The following is a 15,724-nucleotide window of genomic DNA, read 5'->3' on the forward strand; positions in this document are numbered from 1 at the left end:
CTGATACACCGCTTTCGTCGGAACGCCGCCCGGAGCAAGCTCGCTCCCACAGGTTTTTGTATTTGGAGAAGATCATGTTTCACACTTCACGATTGACCAAGACCATGCTGGCGCTCGTCATGGGGCTGGCGACCAGTAGCGCTTTCGCCGCCATCACCCCGCAACAAGCCGAACAACTGAAAACCACCCTGACCCCCATGGGCGCCGAGCGCGCGGGTAACTCGGCCGGCACCATCCCTGCGTGGACTGGCGGCATCACCCAGGCGCCCGCCGGCTACAAGCCCGGCCAGCATCACCCCGATCCATACGCGGCCGACAAACCGCTGTTCACCATCACCAAAGCCAACCTCGACCAGTACAAGGCCCACCTCAGCCCCGGCCAGATCGCCCTGTTCAACAGCTACCCCGACACCTTCCAGATGCCGATCTATCCGTCCCGCCGCTCCGGCTCGGCACCGCAGTGGCTGTACGACAACACCCTGAAAAACGCCACCTCGGCCAAGCTGCTCGAAGGCGGCAGCGGCTTCTCCGATGCCTACGGTGGCGTGCCATTCCCGGTGCCCAAGGACGGCGTTGAAGTGCTGTGGAATCACATCACCCGCTATCGCGGCACCTACGTCGTGCGCCGCGCTTCCGAAGCACCGGTACAACGCAATGGCAGCTTTGCCCTGGTTACCTCGCAGCAGGAAGCCCTGTTCAACTACTACCGCCCGAACGGCCAGTTCGCCGACCTGAAGAACATCCTGTTCTACTACCTCGCCTTCGTGAAAAGCCCCGCACGCCTGGCCGGCGGTGCCGCCCTCGTGCATGAAACCCTCGATCAGCTCAAGGACGCGCGCCAAGCGTGGATCTACGACGCCGGCCAACGCCGTGTGCGCCGCGCACCGAACCTCGCCTACGACACGCCGATCGCATCCTCCGATGGCCTGCGTACCGCCGACGATACCGACCTGTTCAACGGCTCACCGGATCGCTACGAGTGGAAGCTCAAGGGCAAACAGGAAATCTATATCCCTTACAACAACTACAAAGTCGCCAGCCCCGACGTGAAGTACGCGCAACTGCTCACCCCAGGCCACCTCAACCCGCAATACACCCGCTATGAACTGCACCGCGTGTGGGTGGTGGAAGGCAACCTGAAACCGGGCTCGCGACACATCTACTCCAAACGCGTGCTGTTTCTCGATGAAGACAGCTGGGGCGCCGCGCTGGTCGATCAGTACGATGGGCGAGGGGAGTTGTGGCGCGTGTCGATGGCCTACCTGAAAAACTTCTACGACCTGCCGACGACGTGGAGTGCGCTGGATGTTTTCCATGATTTGCAGGCGCGGCGTTACTACGTGCAGAACCTTGATAACGAAGAGGCGGAGACGGTGGATTTCGCGCAGCCGGTGCCGGAGGATGCGTATTTTATGCCGTCGGCGTTGCGGCAGCGTGGGACGCGCTGATGGCTGAAGTCTAAGTCCACCACTGACAGAAAAAGCCCGAAGCCACTGATGCATTCGGCTTCGGGTTTGTTCTGTGGAGCTAAAAATATCTGCTTTACAGATATCTGTATTTGAGATAATTTGCCCGCATGTAGGGATACCAGAACCGAAAATTGTATGAGAGTGATCACAAAAGCGGCGGTTGCGCGGGCCATTGAGACTCATGGCCAGTGGAGAGATCCTCTCACCTTGTGGCTAACCATCTTCGACAGAGCATCGCTGCGTTTCGAGTCGTTTGAGAAGCTTCGTCAAGACTGGACCAGCGCCTCAGGTTGGAACGTCGATCGTATCCCTCACTCGAAGCTGAGGCTGACGAGCAAGAAAGGCCCGCTTGATATTTACGTTTTTGATATCAAGAAAAACGAGTGCCGTGTCATTACGTGGATCAACACGAAGACTGGCACTATCTATATCAAGGACATTCTTCCCCATTCCGGATACGACAAATGGTGGAAGGGTGATGTCAAGTAGTTGGCCAGAATGAAATACGCTATTTATGTTTAACGAAAATACAGGTGATCTCAATGAAGCGTAATAAAGTCGAAGCGACAGGACTGGATTCCTTCATAGCCGATATTTCACCCATGCTTGAGGGACTGGGCGATCAGCTAGCGACTTTGTCCAAGTTGTTGTCTGCCTGCCATGATCCGATAAAAAATGATGACGATCTACAAGTGCGAATGGCCCTGATTGATGAGCTTTATTCCCACGCAAGCACCGAGGATCATGCTGCGGCACGATTTGCGGAGTTTGTGGCTGATCGGGTTTATGAGTACGAGAATGAAACGGTGTTGATTGCTTATTCGTCCCAATCTGAAGCGCTGGCGTTTCTGCTGTCGGAAAGAGGCGTTAAACAGAAGGACTTGTCTGAGATCGCAACTCAGAGTGCTGTTTCAGAGATATTGAATAACAAGCGAAAAATGACCGTTGCCCAGATAAAGGGATTCGCCGAGTTCTTTAAAGTGCCGGTTGAGTTTTTTATGCATGGTGTGGTTTGACGGGATGCCGTGACAGGTCTAACGCAATCGCGAGCAGGCTCACTCCTGCAGGGGATTGGCGTCGTTCACATAATCTGTGATCAACACCATTCCTTGTAGGAGTGAGCCTGCTCGCGATGCGGTTGTAGCTTCAGCGCTGAATCAGGGTCAAACGCGGAAGTGGCTGACCATTTGTTGCAACTGACCACCCAAACGCGCCAGTTCAACACTCGATGCAGCCGTTTCATCACTAGCCGCTGCGGTCTGTTCCGATACGTCGCGCACGTTGATGATGCTGCGGCTGATCTCTTCGGCCACGGCGCTCTGCTGTTCAGCCGCTGCGGCGATCTGCTGGTTCATCGACTGGATGTTCGACACCGTACGGGTGATGTTTTCCAGTGAGGCGCCAGCCTTGCGGGTCAGGGCGACGCTGCTGTCGGTCAGGGCGCGGCTGTTGCTCATCACCGCCGAAACCTGCTGGGTACCGTTCTGCAAACCAGCGACCAGGCCTTCGATTTCTTCGGTGGATTTCTGCGTACGCTGAGCCAGGCCACGAACTTCGTCGGCGACCACGGCAAAACCACGACCGGCTTCACCGGCACGGGCTGCTTCGATCGCAGCGTTGAGGGCCAGCAGGTTGGTCTGTTCAGCAACCGCTTTGATCACGTCCATGACGCTGCCGATCTTGTCGCTTTCCTGTTGCAGCACGCTCATGGCTTCGGTGGAACGCACCACTTCGCTGGCCAGACGCTCGATCTGGGCGATGGCTTCGTTGACCACTTTGTCGCCTTCACGGGCTTCGCCGTCAGCTGCCGCAGCGGCTTGCGACGCTTCTTCGGCGTTGCGCGCGACTTCCTGCACGGTGGCGGTCATCTCGTGCATGGCGGTGGCGACCTGATCGGTCTCGACTTTCTGGCTGTTTACACCGGCGCTGGTCTGTTCGGTCACGGCCGAGAGTTCTTCGGCGGCGCTGGCGATCTGGGTGACGCCGTCGCGGATGCCGCTGATCAAGTCACGCAGGGTTACGCCCATGCGGGCGATGCCTTGTTGCAGCACGCCGAGTTCGTCGCGGCGGGTCACGGTGACGTTCTGGGTCAGGTCGCCGCTGGCGATGCGCTCGACCACGGCCAGAGTTTCCTGCAGTGGACGGGTGATCTGACGGGTGATGATCACCGCAGCAATCACGCCAACCAGCAGGGCGAGCAGGGTGCTGATCAACTGGAAGGTACGCGCCTGGGCGCTTTCAGCGTCACGGCGATCGAGCTGGATCTGATACAGCTGTTCGCTCAGGGCGACGATGGTGGTGCCCTGGTCGGTCATTTCCTTACGCGCCTGCACGGCATCGGTGTTGGCGTTCTTGTATGCCATCAACGCGCTGCGATAGCTGGTCAACGCAGATTCCAGTTGGCGCAAGGCATCCTGCTGAGTCGCAGCAAATTGCGCATTTAATGACTTGAGGCTGGCGATGGCCGCGTCGATCTGGCCGACGGCTTTCTGCTCGGTTTCGGCGTTGGTGGTGGCGGTGTAGCCGCGCACTTCGTAGCGCGCGAGGATGAACGCTTCCTTGGCGGCGGTGATCGCCTGGAACTGTTCGAAGCGCTGTTCGCTCATGTCCATCTGCTGCACGCGTTTGCTGATCGATTCGATCTGGTTGTACGCAGTTTCAGCACTCACGCTCATGCTGTCGCGGGCGCTGTTGCCGGTACGATAGGCGTTGCGCATTTTGTTCAGCGACGTCTGGTATTCAGCGATGGTCGCGGCCTGCTCCTTGAGCAGTTTGACGTTTTCCGGGCTCTTGAAACTGTTGATCAGCTTCTGTTGCTGCGCGGCGAAGCTTTCGAGGGTGGTCTGCACATTCTGTGCGGCGGTTTCATCGCCATTGGTCAGCATGTACTGCAGGCGCACCACGCGCAGTTTGGTCAGACCGGCGTTGAGCTGGGTGATGTCGCTCATCCAGTTGCTGCGGTCGATCAGGCCACCGAGGCTGGTCCAGCCCGTCAGGGCCAGCACGCAGGTCAGGGCCAGCACCAGGCCGAAGCCCAGGCCCAGTTTCATGTTCACGCTGATGTTGCCGAACCAGCTATTCATCAAAAATCCTCCAGAAACGTTGGGTTTCTTGTCGTCGGTTAGGCTGGAAGATTGTTGTTTTTTTGAGCCAGCAAGGGTGTTAGCAGGTTTGTATCGGCCGCATTTCCCAGAGCTGAAAGGATTTTGTCCTACGGAATTTGTAACAAGCCCGCTGAGGCCCTTTTTCATTGAGGGTCCAGGGCCGTGCCTTCCGAGATGATCGTGTAGTGGCTACATCAATAACCGACGAAGTAATAAGCCTGCCGACCGACCCTCAGGGTCTTGAGCGCTTTCAACGGTGGGGCGGGTTCGTGGTCTGCCGCCATGACGGCGACATGGGATGGCGAGGCTGAGAGGAAGTCTTTCAGTTGCGCGTCGGTATCCAGGCCTTTCAGCACCTGCTGGGTGTAAAAAACGCTGGCGCCGCCGACGCGTTCATTGGCTTGAAACAACGCAACTTGTCGACCCTCGGATTGCAGCAGTTGAATGTGTTGGCTCAACGGCAGGAACGATAGTTTTTTGTCGGCGTGGGGCAGCGCCCATTGCGCGGCCGCGAGATAACTGCCGATCACAAGCGTGAGTACGCCGACTGCAAGAGTCTGACGGTGCCGGGCGATTCGGCCTACCAATCGATTACCGGATTCGTACTGCTTCAATCGCTCGAATAGTACGCAGGCATATTCCGCTGCGATCACTGCGGCGGCGGGTGTCATCGACATCAGGTACACCGTGCGCTTACTCGACGCCAACGTCAGCATCACGAATTGCGCAACGATCCACAGGCTGAAAAACAGCAGGTAACGGTTGGCCTTCAATTGTTTGCGGAAATGCCAGAGCCCCAGGTACACCAGAATGTTCCATGGCAGAAAGGCTTCCGGGAGTTTGGCGAGGTAGTAATAGAACGGTTCGTAGTGCCCGGCCTCGACGAACGATCCGCTGAAGCGTCCGACGCTGTTGGTCAGCAGCACTTCTCTGACCGCTTGCGCACCGCCATGCTGGTAGAGGATGACGAGCCAGATCAGCAGCGGAATCAAACCGACCACTGTCAGTAAACCCGGGCGCAGCCAGTCAGCGATTTTCAGTCGTTTGTCCATCAGGTTGTCAGCCAGCAGGTAAGCAAAAATCACCACCCCGGGCATGGCCAGCCCCAGCACACCTTTGCTCAATGTGGCGATGGCGATCCCGACGACAAACAGCAGCGAGTTGCCGAGCGTCGGTGCCCGCTGCGCCTGGAAAAAGGCCAGCAGCGCCGTGGTCACGCCGAGTGCGAGCAGCGCATCCTCACCGACGCCGCGTACATTGCTCCAGTAACTGGCCATGGTCGCGAGCAGAATGCCTGCGGCCCACGCGATCATTTTCGGTCGTTCGAAACGCCGCAATATGCCGTATAGCAGCATCACACTGAGCAACCCGGCAACCGCCGACGCCAGCCGCACAGCCCACGGTGAAACGCCGAACACACGCATGGCGCCAGCATCCAGCCACAGGCTCAGCGGTGGTTTTTCCAGAAACGGTTCACCAAACAGCCGAGGCGTCACCCAGTCGTTATCAAGGTGCATCTCCATGGCGATGCCGGCGACGCGGGCCTCGGTGGAGCCTTGCAATTGATGACCGCCCAACGCGAAGAAAAACAGCAGGGCGGCAAGCAGAAACAGGGAAGTGGCGGCACGCGACATGGTTTCAGGCAACCGGAAGAGGCGGGAGCCTGAGCATACGGCGGCAATCCTGAATAAATTGTGAAGTTCAGGCCAGTCGTCGCGACCAACGCTTCTCCGGCGTTTCGAACTGCGGATTGACCAGCGCCGTCAGCACATGATCCTGCCAGCGTCCAGCAATGTTCAGATACGCCTTGGCGTAACCCTCGCGTTCGAAGCCCAGACGCTCAAGCAAGCGCTCACTGCGCTCGTTGCCGGGAATGTAGTTGGCCATGATCCTGTGCAGATTCTGGGTATCGAACATGTAGCCTATACCTGCCTCCAGCGCTTCCTGCATCAAGCCCTGACCCTGTTGGGTCTCATCGATGTGATAACCCAGATAACACGCCTGAAAGGCCCCGCGAATGATGCCACTGAAGTTGCACGCGCCGATCATCTGCTGGCCGTCCGCAGTCAGCAGCGCGAAATGCATGGCCAGCCCGGCCTCGAATGCACTGGCCTGTATTTCAAGGCGTCGGCGAATCTGCTCGGTGGAAAAATATTCAGTGGTGCGGATCGGTGACCAGGGCGCGAGGTGGCGCAGGTTACGTCGGTAGAACTCGCTTTCAAGCTCGGCCTGCTCCGGTGCGAGTATCGCGAGCGTCAGGCGTTGGCAGGGCAGGGTCAACAGCGGCATCGGGCGCTCCGGCTTGTGGGATCTGCAGGCAGAGTCGCGCAATCTGCGGGGTCACGGCAAGTCGTGGCGAAGAAGGGGCTTTGTTTCAGGCAAAAAAAAGCCCGCAGGAGCGCGGGCGAACCGTAGTTTCTTGAATGAGCGAGCGGACTGTACAAGGGTTGGCCGCGCAGCTGCAGTGAAGAAAAATTCATCTCGATGGGCGGCCCCAATCCAGTCCGATGCGCAACCGAACGCCGGGTTTTCGCCGGTCAATGACGGGTTTCAGGCCCGAAGGAGGTCTGCGGTCCATGCGGATCCAGATTGTCCCTTGCCCGACAAATCAGAATTTCGGCCAGCGCGCTCAACTGCTTCATCGCCACTGCCACATGACGTTTCGAGCCGTCGAACTCATCGGCAAAGTTTGCGCTGATGGCCGTGAGGGAATCGAGGATCTCGCTGGCGTGGGTGAGCAGGGTCAGGGTGTCGACATCGTCGCGCACCCTGATGAGTTGATTGAGCGGGACGCTACGGCGCCGTTTGTGCGCTTCGCTGTGTGCGCTGGTATTCGATTGCGGTTGGGTGCTGGACGTTGGCGCATCGGACGGTGCCGGGCCAACCAGCGAAAGGCGGGGGATTTTCTTCATGACGTAGCTCCGTGGAGTGAACATTCACTGCAATTGCGGCTGCCAAACCGTCCGCTGGTTGGCAGTGGTCGTGGAGCGTAACGCCCTGAGGAACTGTCCACCAGTTCATCAAAGTCGACGCGTGTTGCGGGAATTTTCCTAGGACGTTCGGTGTGGGAAGGAGGGCGTGGCGATAAAACCAAACGGCAGTCGTGATGAGCACGGATAGTCAACTCAAGGCATGTGCTCAGCGGGCGAAACCGCTCACATAATTCTCACCTGAGTTCTGCGATGATTGTTGCCGGTATTTCATCGGCCCGAGCGAGTGATTCCTTCATGAATGTGAGCGTTCTCTACGCGTTGGTTGCGGCTGCGTTGTTTGGCGCCAGTACGCCACTCGCCAAGCTCTTGGGAGTACAGGTTTCGCCGATTCTATTGGCCGGATTGCTCTATCTGGGCAGCGGTCTGGGTTTGACCGTCCTGCGTTTTGCTCGCGATCGAGGCTGGCAGCGTTCCGGACTCGGAGCCGGCGAATGGCCGTGGCTGGTCGGAGCCATCGGCTTCGGCGGCGTGCTGGCACCGGTGGCGTTGATGTTCGGTTTGACCAGAACGTCCGGCGCGAGCGCGTCACTGATGCTCAATCTGGAATCAGTGCTCACGGCACTGCTGGCGTGGCTAGTGTTCAAGGAAAACGCCGACCGGCGAATCGTGATCGGCATGCTCGCCATCGTGGCCGGCGGTGTCGTGTTGTCCTGGCCGCAAGAGGCCGTCTCGGCGCAGGACTGGACAGGACCGCTGGCCGTCGCCTTCGCCTGCTTTTGCTGGGCCATCGACAACAACCTGACGCGTAAGGTGTCTGCCTCGGATGCACTGTTTATCGCGGGCAGCAAAGGTCTTGTGGCGGGGTTGGTCAACTGCAGCCTCGCCTTGTTCATCGGCAAACAACTGCCCGCAGCCACCTCGCTGGTGCCCATCCTGCTGGTCGGGTTTCTCGGTTACGGCGTCAGCCTGGTGATGTTCGTCCTCGCCCTGCGTGGCTTGGGCAGTGCGCGCACCGGCGCGTACTTTTCCACCGCGCCGTTTCTGGGCGCAGCGATCTCGATTCTGCTGCTGGGTGAGTCGGTATCGCTGATGTTCCTGCTCGCTGCAGCGTTAATGGCCGTGGGGGTATGGATTCACCTGATGGAAAACCATACTCATGAGCATCAGCATGAACTGCTCGAGCACGATCATCGCCACACACACGATGAGCATCACCAGCATACGCACGGGTTTGAATGGGATGGAGCGGAGCCGCATAGTCATCCGCATGTGCATATGCCGATGCGTCACCGGCATGCGCATTTTCCGGATGTGCATCATCGGCATGAGCATTGAGGTGTGTGGGCGGGGTTGGTTTTCGAAAGGGGCTGGATGGGACGGCCAGATGCGACAAAGCCCGCACTTGGCGGGCTTTGTCTTTGAGAGTTGGTGGAGCCGGGGGGATTTGAACCCCCGTCCGCCAGTACTCCGCTGTCGGTACTACATGCGTAGCCGTGTCTATTAAGTTAACCCTCAGCGACCCGACGGGCAGGGTGCTTTGGGCGAGTTGTGTAAGTTTTAGCCGCTTCGTCCACAACGTACTGCACGGCGATTCTGTTCTATATGACAATCATTTTGGGTTTACAGACATCCCCTAATGATTGCTGGACCCGAAGGTACCAGGAGCATTGTCAGCTGCAATTAAGCAGCGAGAGCAACACCGTATTGGTCGTCATTGGCAACTATAAGTAGTTGCAACAGTGGATTTACGACTTCTGTTACCAAGTCGGCATGCACCTAAAGTTTCGCAACCGGCGTCGAATCCTAAACGGCCCCGAACTCATTGCTCAGTACATCTGTTTGAGCAACAAGCGTGTGCAGTGTACGCCAATCAGCCCACAAGGCCAACCCGAAGGTTGGCCGGGCTCAGATCAATTGTTGGTGCCGGCCGCTTTCTGAAGGTCCGTAATGAGTTGCGAGGTTTCCGCAACGCAGTTATCGATTTGACCTTTGGCCTTGAGGTCGTGTGCTCTGGTCACAGTGGCTTCAGCCTTTTGGCTCAGTTCTGGCTTTGCTGACAGCTGACCCTTCATATTATTGATGGTCTGAATATTGGCATCACACAGGTCAGCAGGCTTGTCTGCGGCGAACGAAGTGGACGCCATCATCGATGCAGTAACGAACAGACCTAACAGTACAGAACGTTTCATGTGTATCTCCTTGAACCGAGTGGGTCCAGACTTCGCTGGCCGTCAGGACGGGCAACCGTATGGAAGAAAAACCCCGATCAGGCGGGGTTAATCTGTGGACTACAGTCGAACTCAAGGGTTCTATTTTTCTTCAGTAGGCCTTCGCCCGGGTCACTCGATCCACCAGATAGACCAGTCCGTGGTAGTCAATTCCGCCATGTTGCGTCAGACCGATCTCGCAGGTGCGGCTGGTGGAAATCCCCTCGCTGCAGTGCTGCACGGCTTCCTTGAGCGTGCGCAGCGAGTGGCTGTTCAGCTCCGGCGTGGTGAAGCCTTTGTCGCCGGCAAATCCGCAGCAGTGAATGCCTTCCGGAATCACCACGTTGTTGCTGCACTTGCGCGCCAGATCGATCAACGCCTGGCTTTCGCCCAGATGTTGCGTGCTGCAGGTCACGTGTACGGCGATCGGTGCATCTTGCGGGGTGAAGTCCAGTCGTTCGAGAAGATGCGTACGGATGAAGCGCACCGGGTCGTACAGATCCAGACGGTTTTCTCCTACGTCCTGCACCAGCCGCAGCGTGCACGGGCTGGTGTCGCAATAGATCGGATCGAGCCCGCCGCGACTGGCATGCAGCAATGCGCTGATCAGCTCCTGACGCTTGTGTTCTGCCTGCTCGGCGTAGCCTTTCGAGGCGAAGGGCTGACCGCAGCAGAGGTTGTCCTGATTGTCCGGGAAGACCACTTGGTAACCGGCCTTTTCCAGCAGCCCACGGGTTTTGTCGTACAGAGACATCTGCTCTTTATCGCCCGCCGCCGGGCCCATGACTCTCGATACACACGCGGCTAGATAGACCACACGCGGACGTGCGTCCGAGACGCTGGGGCTGAAGCGAATCGCCTTCTCTGGCTGTGGCATCGCATTCGTCCACAGCGGCACCTGACCTTTGGACAGGCGCGTAATCGTTGCTGAAAGTCTCGCCAGCCGCGGTGCGCCGAGCATCATCCGCGCACCGTTGGCTACGTGCAGAGTGAAGCGTGCGCCTTGCAGGGTCTTGGCGAAATTTCCTTCGATCCAGTCAGCGGTTTTCTGATGCGTCGCGTGTCGGCCACGCAGCTTTTTCACCAGCTCACCGGTATTGATGCCTACGGGACAGCGTTGCGCACACAGCCCCGTTGCGGCGCAGGTGTCGATGCCTTGATATTCGTAGGCTTCTTCCAGTTCGCGGGTATCGACGCCGGCACGTTTCTTCGCCTGAATATCGCGCCAGATCACAATGCGCTGGCGCGGGCTCAGGGTCAGACCTTTCGACGGGCAGACCGGTTCGCAAAAGCCGCACTCAATGCACTTATCGACAATCTCGTCGGCTGCCGGCAGCGGCTTCAGATGCTTGAGGTGGATCTGTGGATCTTCGCTGAGCACCACGTCGGGATTGAGAATGCCGTTAGGGTCGAGCAGACGTTTGAGCTGCCACATCAGTTGATAGGCGTCGCTGCCCCATTCCAGTTCCACGAACGGCGCCATGTTGCGTCCGGTGCCGTGTTCGGCTTTCAGCGAGCCACCGAATTCCACCGCGACCAGTTGCGCGACGTCGTCCATGAACGCTTGATAGCGTGCGACTTCTTCCGGGTTGTTGAAGCCTTGGGTGAAGACGAAGTGCAGATTACCTTCCAGCGCGTGTCCGAAAAGGATCGCTTCGTCGTAGGCATGTTTGTCGAACAGTTCGATCAAGCGGTTCACACCGATGGCCAGTTGTTCGACCGGGAAGGTCACGTCTTCGATGATCACCGTGGTGCCAGTTTTGCGCACCGCGCCGACGGCGGGGAAGGTGTCTTTGCGGATCGCCCAGAGCTTGGCGTTTTCGGCAGGGTCTTCGGTGAAGTCGATCTGCTTTTCCACCGGGAAACCACTGAGCGACGCCATGATCTGCTTCAGTTGTTCCTGCAGCAAAGTGGAAGACGCAGCGCGAGATTCGATCAGCAGCGCGCAGGCATTGTTCGACAGCTGTTGTACGAAAGCGGGCATGCCCGGTTTGTCCTGCACCGAACGCAGGCTGCGCCGATCCAGCAACTCCACCGCGGACACCGGTTGGCTTTTCAGCACGGTAACGGCGTTGCAGCAGGTTTCCACATCCGGGAAGACGATCAGCGCCGAGGCTTTGTTCGGGTGATCGATTACTGTGTCGTAAGTCACCGCGCTGATAAAGCCGAGGGTGCCTTCGGAGCCGACCAGCAAGTGGCTCAAGATATCCACAGGCTCATCGAAATCTACCAAGGCGTTGAGCGACAGGCCAGTGGTGTTTTTCAGACGGTATTTGTGGCGGATTCGTGCAGCCAGTTCGGCGTTGGCACGGGTCTCGCGGCCCAATGTCGCCAAGCGCTCGAGCAGATCACCGTGGCTGACTTGGAATGCCGCAACACTCGCCGGGTCTTCGGTATCCAGGCGCGTGCCATCGGCCAGCACCAAGCGAATCCCGGCCAGCGTGTGATAGGTATTTTGTGCCGTGCCGCAGCACATGCCGCTGGCATTGTTGGCAACAATGCCGCCAATTTTACAGGCGTTGATCGACGCTGGATCCGGACCGATCTTGCGCCCGAACGGTGCCAGCCATGCGTTGGCCTGTGCGCCGATCACTCCCGGTTGCAGGCGGATTTGCGTGCCTTGGCCACGAATCTCGCGAGCGTTCCAGTTATCCCCAAGCACGATCAAAACGGAATCGCTGATCGCCTGACCCGACAGGCTGGTGCCCGCCGCACGGAAGGTCACCGGGACATGGTCGTGCTGAGCCAATTTCAAAAGCGCGACCACTTCATCTTCGGACTCTACGCGGATTACCAGTTGCGGAATCAGTCGATAAAAACTGGCGTCGGTGCCGAAGGCCAGCGTCGACAATGGATCATCAAAGCGGCGCTCGGCCGGAATCAGTTGTTGCGCATCACGCAGAAAATTAGCCGGAAGCGTCATTGGTCCTCCAGGATCAGCACCACGAGGTCTTTCGGGCCGTGGGCGCCGTAGGCCAGCACTTGTTCAATGTCGGCGGTTTTCGACGGGCCGGACACCAGCAACGCGTTGGTCGGCATGCCCTGCGCCCATTCGAATTCCTGCTGCACCTGATAGAAGTTGTCGCGGATTTCACTGGCCTTGAGCAGGGCGAAATGCACCGGCGGCACCAGGCTCATCAAACGCGGCTCTTCGCGGGTTGGCCAGATGATCAGGCTGCCGGTAGCGGCGATCGCACCGAGGGTGCCGGTGAGACTGGCCGGAGTGTCGTTGAACAGCTCGGCTTTCCACTCTTCCATCGGCCGGTCGTAGGATTTCAGTGCTGGCAGATCTGGATTGTTCGCCCAGTGCTGTGTGATTTTCTGCCCGTGCGCGGTAGTCGGTGCGATCAACAGACTCGGCAACTGACGATCGCGCAGCAGTTGCGCGAGCAGTGCCGGCCAACCTTCACCCGAAGTCAGGTGGATTTCAGTGTGCACCGCTTCCATCAATTTTCGCAGTTGCGGAATACGCTGTTCGGCAGTGTAGGTGTAAGGCTGCGTCACCAGATCAACATTGAAGTTGTCGGCAATCGGCGTGGCGCCAGTCAGACTTTTCCGCAGCTTGGCGAGGATATTTTCTTTGGCGCTCATCAGCGGTCTCCCTGTTTGGCCAGATGCTCGCGGGCCATGTCGTGCAGCGAGCGGGCGGCGGGTTTCGGCGCGCTGTGGTTTTGTGTCCAAGGGCCAACGTTGCTCGGGGTCAGCGCACGCAGACGCGTGGCGAAGAAACCGAACAATCGATACAAGGTCGGAGAGCTGTTCAGCCGGGCCCAGGCGTTCCAGATAAAGCGTTCCTTGCGCGAATACTTGCTGCCCTGACCGCGCATCACTTGATTCGGGCTGTCCGGGGCTTTGACGTTCTCTTCGCGCAGACGCCGCAGGATCGCCGGGATAGGAATTTTTACCGGACACACTTCACCGCAGGCACCGCACAGCGATGACGCACTCGGGTGATCCGGAACCTTGGCGAGGCCAACCATGTGCGGCGTGATGATTTTGCCGATCGGCCCCGGGTACACCTCGCCATAGGTGTGGCCACCGACGCGGGTGTAGACCGGGCAATGATTCATGCAAGCGCCGCAGCGGATGCAATTCAACGTCTGACGCAATTCACTGTCGGCGAAAGCCTGGCTGCGACCGTTGTCGAGCAACACCAGATGCACTTCCTGCGGGCCGTCGAGTTCGTGTGCCTTGCGCGGGCCGGAGATCATGTTGACGTAGGTGGTGATCGGAATGCCCAGCGCCGAGCGCGTCAGCAGTGACAGCAGCGGCACCACGTCACGCAGGTTTTCCACGACTTTTTCGATACCGGTGACGGCGATGTGCACCGGCGGCACGGTGGTGGTCATGCGGCCGTTGCCTTCGTTTTCCACCAGCAGCAGGGTGCCGGTTTCGGCGACGGCGAAGTTGACACCGGAGACGCCGATGTCCGCTTCGAAGAATTTCTGCCGCAGGACTCTGCGACCGATTTGAATGAGTTGGTCAACGTCCTTGGTGTATTCCACGCCAAGTTTGTCGTGGAACAAGGACGCGACCTGACCGGCATTCTTGTGGATCGCCGGCATAATGATGTGTGAAGGCTTCTCGTGGTCGAGCTGGACGATGTATTCCCCCATGTCGGACTCCAGACATTCAATGTCCCGAGCCTCGAGGAAATGGTTCATCTCCATCTCTTCGCTGACCATCGATTTGCCCTTGATCACTTGCCGCGCCTCGTGAGCGCGGATGATCGATAAGACGATGCCATTGGCTTCGTCCACCGTTTCCGCCCAGTGCACTGTCACACCGTTGCGGGTCAGGTTCTGTTCAAGTTGCTCGAGCAGGTCGGGCAACTTGGAGAGCGCGCGGGCCTTGATCGAATTGCCCAGTGCGCGCAAATGTTCTCTTTCGTGGGCATCACTGAAAGCGGCTGCCCGCTTGACCATCAGTGAGTCCATGGCAGTGCGGAAGTTGTTCCGCAGCTGCTGATCACCCAGGGCGTTGTGAGCCCGGGTGCGGAAATCTTCTTCTACGGCAACCGTAGGAATAATCGCGGAAGTGCTCATTGCGCACCCCCGGTTCGTTGCCACAAGAAGCTGGCGAGATGTTGCCCGCGCAGCGCTTCTTTTTGTTTCTCCAATGCGCCGTTGATGTTCATCAAACAGCCACAATCGGCACTCAAGACCTGATGCGCGCCGGAATCCTTCAACGCTTTGGTCTTGTCAGCCACCATCGCGCCGGAAATGTCTGGCATACGGATGCTGAATGTTCCGCCGAAGCCACAGCATTCGCTTTCGTGGTCGTGGTTGACCCGTTCCACATTGCTCAACTGCGCCAACAGCTCGCGGCCGTGCAGGTGGGTGTTCATTTCGCGGCGTGCCGAACAGGAAGTGTGCAACGCGACTTTCACTGGCTCGCCACTGTCCTTGAACTGCACCTTGCAGACAAACAACAGGAACTCGGCCAATTCATAGGTGCGGGCCGCGAGGGCCTGAACCTGTTTCAACGTTTCCGGCTCGTCCTTGAACAAGTCGGCGTAATGCTCGCGCAGCATGCCGGCGCAGGAACCCGACGGCACCACCACCGGATAATCTCCGGCAAACAGCGCCAGTTGTGAGCGCGCTACCGTCCGCGCCTGCTCGGTGTAACCCGAGGTGTAGGCCGGTTGGCCGCAGCAACTTTGCCCTTGCGGATACTCGACCCGGATCCCTTCGCGCTCCAGCAAGTGGATCGCGTCCATCCCGGCTTCGGGGTAGAACAGGTCGACCACGCACGTGCCGAACAGGTAGACCCGCGACGGTTTCTCGCTGGGGTATTGCCGAGGTTCGGGCAGTGGCGGTGCCACACGGGTCGCGTTCGGCACAGCGTTATAAAAAAGCTCGCTCATCAGGCGTGTCTCCGTGTGGTCCCGGTTATCCGTCCGCTGAGGCTGCTGAATATAGAGAGCGTTGCTTTCAGCAGCCTTACAGACCGGGTTGTGAATTGCTGACGCCGGCATCACGGACCGGCGTCGGTTTTTTCTGTGTTTCTTG

Annotated in this window: 13 protein-coding genes, 1 other RNA gene and 1 pseudogene; 4 read left to right on the plus strand and 11 right to left on the minus strand. The window is 58.5% G+C overall.

What is annotated here, in order from left to right:
- Positions 1-119 precede the first annotated feature (119 nt).
- The 3 genes from ACRRSD_RS19135 (at position 120) to ACRRSD_RS19145 (ending at position 2,485) form a co-directional block, all read left to right on the plus strand.
- Complete coding sequence (locus ACRRSD_RS19135) at positions 120-1,448, plus strand: DUF1329 domain-containing protein (protein ID WP_435038520.1); 1,329 nt, start codon at positions 120-122, stop codon at positions 1,446-1,448.
- 156 nt (positions 1,449-1,604) lie between these two features.
- Positions 1,605-1,958: a type II toxin-antitoxin system HigB family toxin gene (locus ACRRSD_RS19140; RefSeq protein ID WP_435034715.1), complete on the plus strand. Its 354-nt coding sequence runs from the start codon at positions 1,605-1,607 to the stop codon at positions 1,956-1,958.
- 53 nt (positions 1,959-2,011) lie between these two features.
- The gene (locus ACRRSD_RS19145; protein ID WP_100846304.1) at positions 2,012-2,485 is read left to right on the plus strand and encodes a helix-turn-helix domain-containing protein; all 474 of its coding nucleotides are present in this window, start codon (positions 2,012-2,014) and stop codon (positions 2,483-2,485) included.
- 147 nt (positions 2,486-2,632) lie between these two features.
- On the opposite strand, the gene ACRRSD_RS19150 is transcribed toward ACRRSD_RS19145, so the two are convergent.
- From ACRRSD_RS19150 to ACRRSD_RS19170, 5 genes and pseudogenes are all read right to left on the minus strand, one after another.
- Positions 2,633-3,496 (minus strand): methyl-accepting chemotaxis protein, encoded by an 864-nt coding sequence (locus ACRRSD_RS19150; protein WP_371748303.1) that lies wholly within the window; start codon positions 3,494-3,496, stop codon positions 2,633-2,635.
- Positions 3,491-4,720, minus strand: a pseudogene (locus ACRRSD_RS19155) (methyl-accepting chemotaxis protein); the annotation flags it as partial. The gene ACRRSD_RS19150 and the pseudogene ACRRSD_RS19155, both read right to left, overlap by 6 nt.
- Positions 4,721-4,767: 47 nt before the next feature.
- Complete coding sequence (locus ACRRSD_RS19160; protein WP_435034717.1) at positions 4,768-6,207, minus strand: ArnT family glycosyltransferase; 1,440 nt, start codon at positions 6,205-6,207, stop codon at positions 4,768-4,770.
- Positions 6,208-6,274: 67 nt separating this feature from the next.
- Positions 6,275-6,862 carry a ribosomal protein S5-alanine N-acetyltransferase gene (gene rimJ, locus ACRRSD_RS19165; protein WP_435034719.1) on the minus strand — a complete coding sequence of 196 codons (588 nt, stop codon included), beginning with the start codon at positions 6,860-6,862 and terminating at the stop codon, positions 6,275-6,277.
- Between the two features lie 248 nt (positions 6,863-7,110).
- Positions 7,111-7,485 carry a DUF6124 family protein gene (locus ACRRSD_RS19170; RefSeq protein ID WP_435034720.1) on the minus strand — a complete coding sequence of 125 codons (375 nt, stop codon included), beginning with the start codon at positions 7,483-7,485 and terminating at the stop codon, positions 7,111-7,113.
- 315 nt (positions 7,486-7,800) lie between these two features.
- Here ACRRSD_RS19170 and ACRRSD_RS19175 point away from each other — a divergent pair, with 315 nt between their 5' ends.
- Positions 7,801-8,841, plus strand: a complete 1,041-nt coding sequence (locus ACRRSD_RS19175; protein ID WP_435034722.1) for an EamA family transporter — start codon at positions 7,801-7,803, stop codon at positions 8,839-8,841.
- Positions 8,842-8,932: 91 nt separating this feature from the next.
- Here ACRRSD_RS19175 and ssrA read toward each other — a convergent pair.
- The 6 genes from ssrA to ACRRSD_RS19205 all read right to left on the minus strand — a co-directional run bounded on the left by ssrA (position 8,933) and on the right by ACRRSD_RS19205 (position 15,579).
- Positions 8,933-9,321: a transfer-messenger RNA gene (gene ssrA, locus ACRRSD_RS19180) on the minus strand.
- 95 nt (positions 9,322-9,416) lie between these two features.
- A complete protein-coding gene (locus ACRRSD_RS19185; protein ID WP_435034724.1) occupies positions 9,417-9,695 on the minus strand; it encodes a hypothetical protein in 279 nt (92 codons plus the stop codon).
- A gap of 130 nt (positions 9,696-9,825) precedes the next feature.
- On the minus strand, positions 9,826-12,636 hold the full coding sequence (locus ACRRSD_RS19190; RefSeq protein WP_435034726.1) for an FAD-binding and (Fe-S)-binding domain-containing protein: 2,811 nt from the start codon (positions 12,634-12,636) through the stop codon (positions 9,826-9,828).
- Complete coding sequence (locus ACRRSD_RS19195; RefSeq protein ID WP_435034728.1) at positions 12,633-13,304, minus strand: LutC/YkgG family protein; 672 nt, start codon at positions 13,302-13,304, stop codon at positions 12,633-12,635. Before ACRRSD_RS19195 ends, ACRRSD_RS19190 begins: the two co-directional genes overlap by 4 nt.
- Positions 13,304-14,758 carry a LutB/LldF family L-lactate oxidation iron-sulfur protein gene (locus tag ACRRSD_RS19200; RefSeq protein WP_435034731.1) on the minus strand — a complete coding sequence of 485 codons (1,455 nt, stop codon included), beginning with the start codon at positions 14,756-14,758 and terminating at the stop codon, positions 13,304-13,306. The genes ACRRSD_RS19195 and ACRRSD_RS19200 overlap by 1 nt, the downstream gene beginning before the upstream one ends.
- Complete coding sequence (locus ACRRSD_RS19205) at positions 14,755-15,579, minus strand: (Fe-S)-binding protein (RefSeq protein ID WP_435034742.1); 825 nt, start codon at positions 15,577-15,579, stop codon at positions 14,755-14,757. The genes ACRRSD_RS19200 and ACRRSD_RS19205 overlap by 4 nt, the downstream gene beginning before the upstream one ends.
- Positions 15,580-15,724 lie beyond the last annotated feature (145 nt).

Source organism: Pseudomonas neuropathica (genome assembly GCF_051174785.1).
Taxonomy (GTDB): domain Bacteria; phylum Pseudomonadota; class Gammaproteobacteria; order Pseudomonadales; family Pseudomonadaceae; genus Aquipseudomonas; species Aquipseudomonas neuropathica_A.

Excerpts from the sequence above, each read along its gene's own strand:
- ACRRSD_RS19135 (WP_435038520.1), top strand. The coding sequence starts at position 120 with ATGGGGCTGGCGACCAGTAGCGCTTTCGCCGCCATCACCCCGCAACAA.
- ACRRSD_RS19140 (WP_435034715.1), top strand. The coding sequence starts at position 1,605 with ATGAGAGTGATCACAAAAGCGGCGGTTGCGCGGGCCATTGAGACTCAT.
- ACRRSD_RS19145 (WP_100846304.1), top strand. The coding sequence starts at position 2,012 with ATGAAGCGTAATAAAGTCGAAGCGACAGGACTGGATTCCTTCATAGCC.
- ACRRSD_RS19150 (WP_371748303.1), bottom strand. The coding sequence starts at position 3,496 with ATGGGCGTAACCCTGCGTGACTTGATCAGCGGCATCCGCGACGGCGTC.
- ACRRSD_RS19160 (WP_435034717.1), bottom strand. The coding sequence starts at position 6,207 with ATGTCGCGTGCCGCCACTTCCCTGTTTCTGCTTGCCGCCCTGCTGTTT.
- rimJ (WP_435034719.1), bottom strand. The coding sequence starts at position 6,862 with ATGCCGCTGTTGACCCTGCCCTGCCAACGCCTGACGCTCGCGATACTC.
- ACRRSD_RS19170 (WP_435034720.1), bottom strand. The coding sequence starts at position 7,485 with ATGAAGAAAATCCCCCGCCTTTCGCTGGTTGGCCCGGCACCGTCCGAT.
- ACRRSD_RS19175 (WP_435034722.1), top strand. The coding sequence starts at position 7,801 with ATGAATGTGAGCGTTCTCTACGCGTTGGTTGCGGCTGCGTTGTTTGGC.
- ACRRSD_RS19185 (WP_435034724.1), bottom strand. The coding sequence starts at position 9,695 with ATGAAACGTTCTGTACTGTTAGGTCTGTTCGTTACTGCATCGATGATG.
- ACRRSD_RS19190 (WP_435034726.1), bottom strand. The coding sequence starts at position 12,636 with ATGACGCTTCCGGCTAATTTTCTGCGTGATGCGCAACAACTGATTCCG.
- ACRRSD_RS19195 (WP_435034728.1), bottom strand. The coding sequence starts at position 13,304 with ATGAGCGCCAAAGAAAATATCCTCGCCAAGCTGCGGAAAAGTCTGACT.
- ACRRSD_RS19200 (WP_435034731.1), bottom strand. The coding sequence starts at position 14,758 with ATGAGCACTTCCGCGATTATTCCTACGGTTGCCGTAGAAGAAGATTTC.
- ACRRSD_RS19205 (WP_435034742.1), bottom strand. The coding sequence starts at position 15,579 with ATGAGCGAGCTTTTTTATAACGCTGTGCCGAACGCGACCCGTGTGGCA.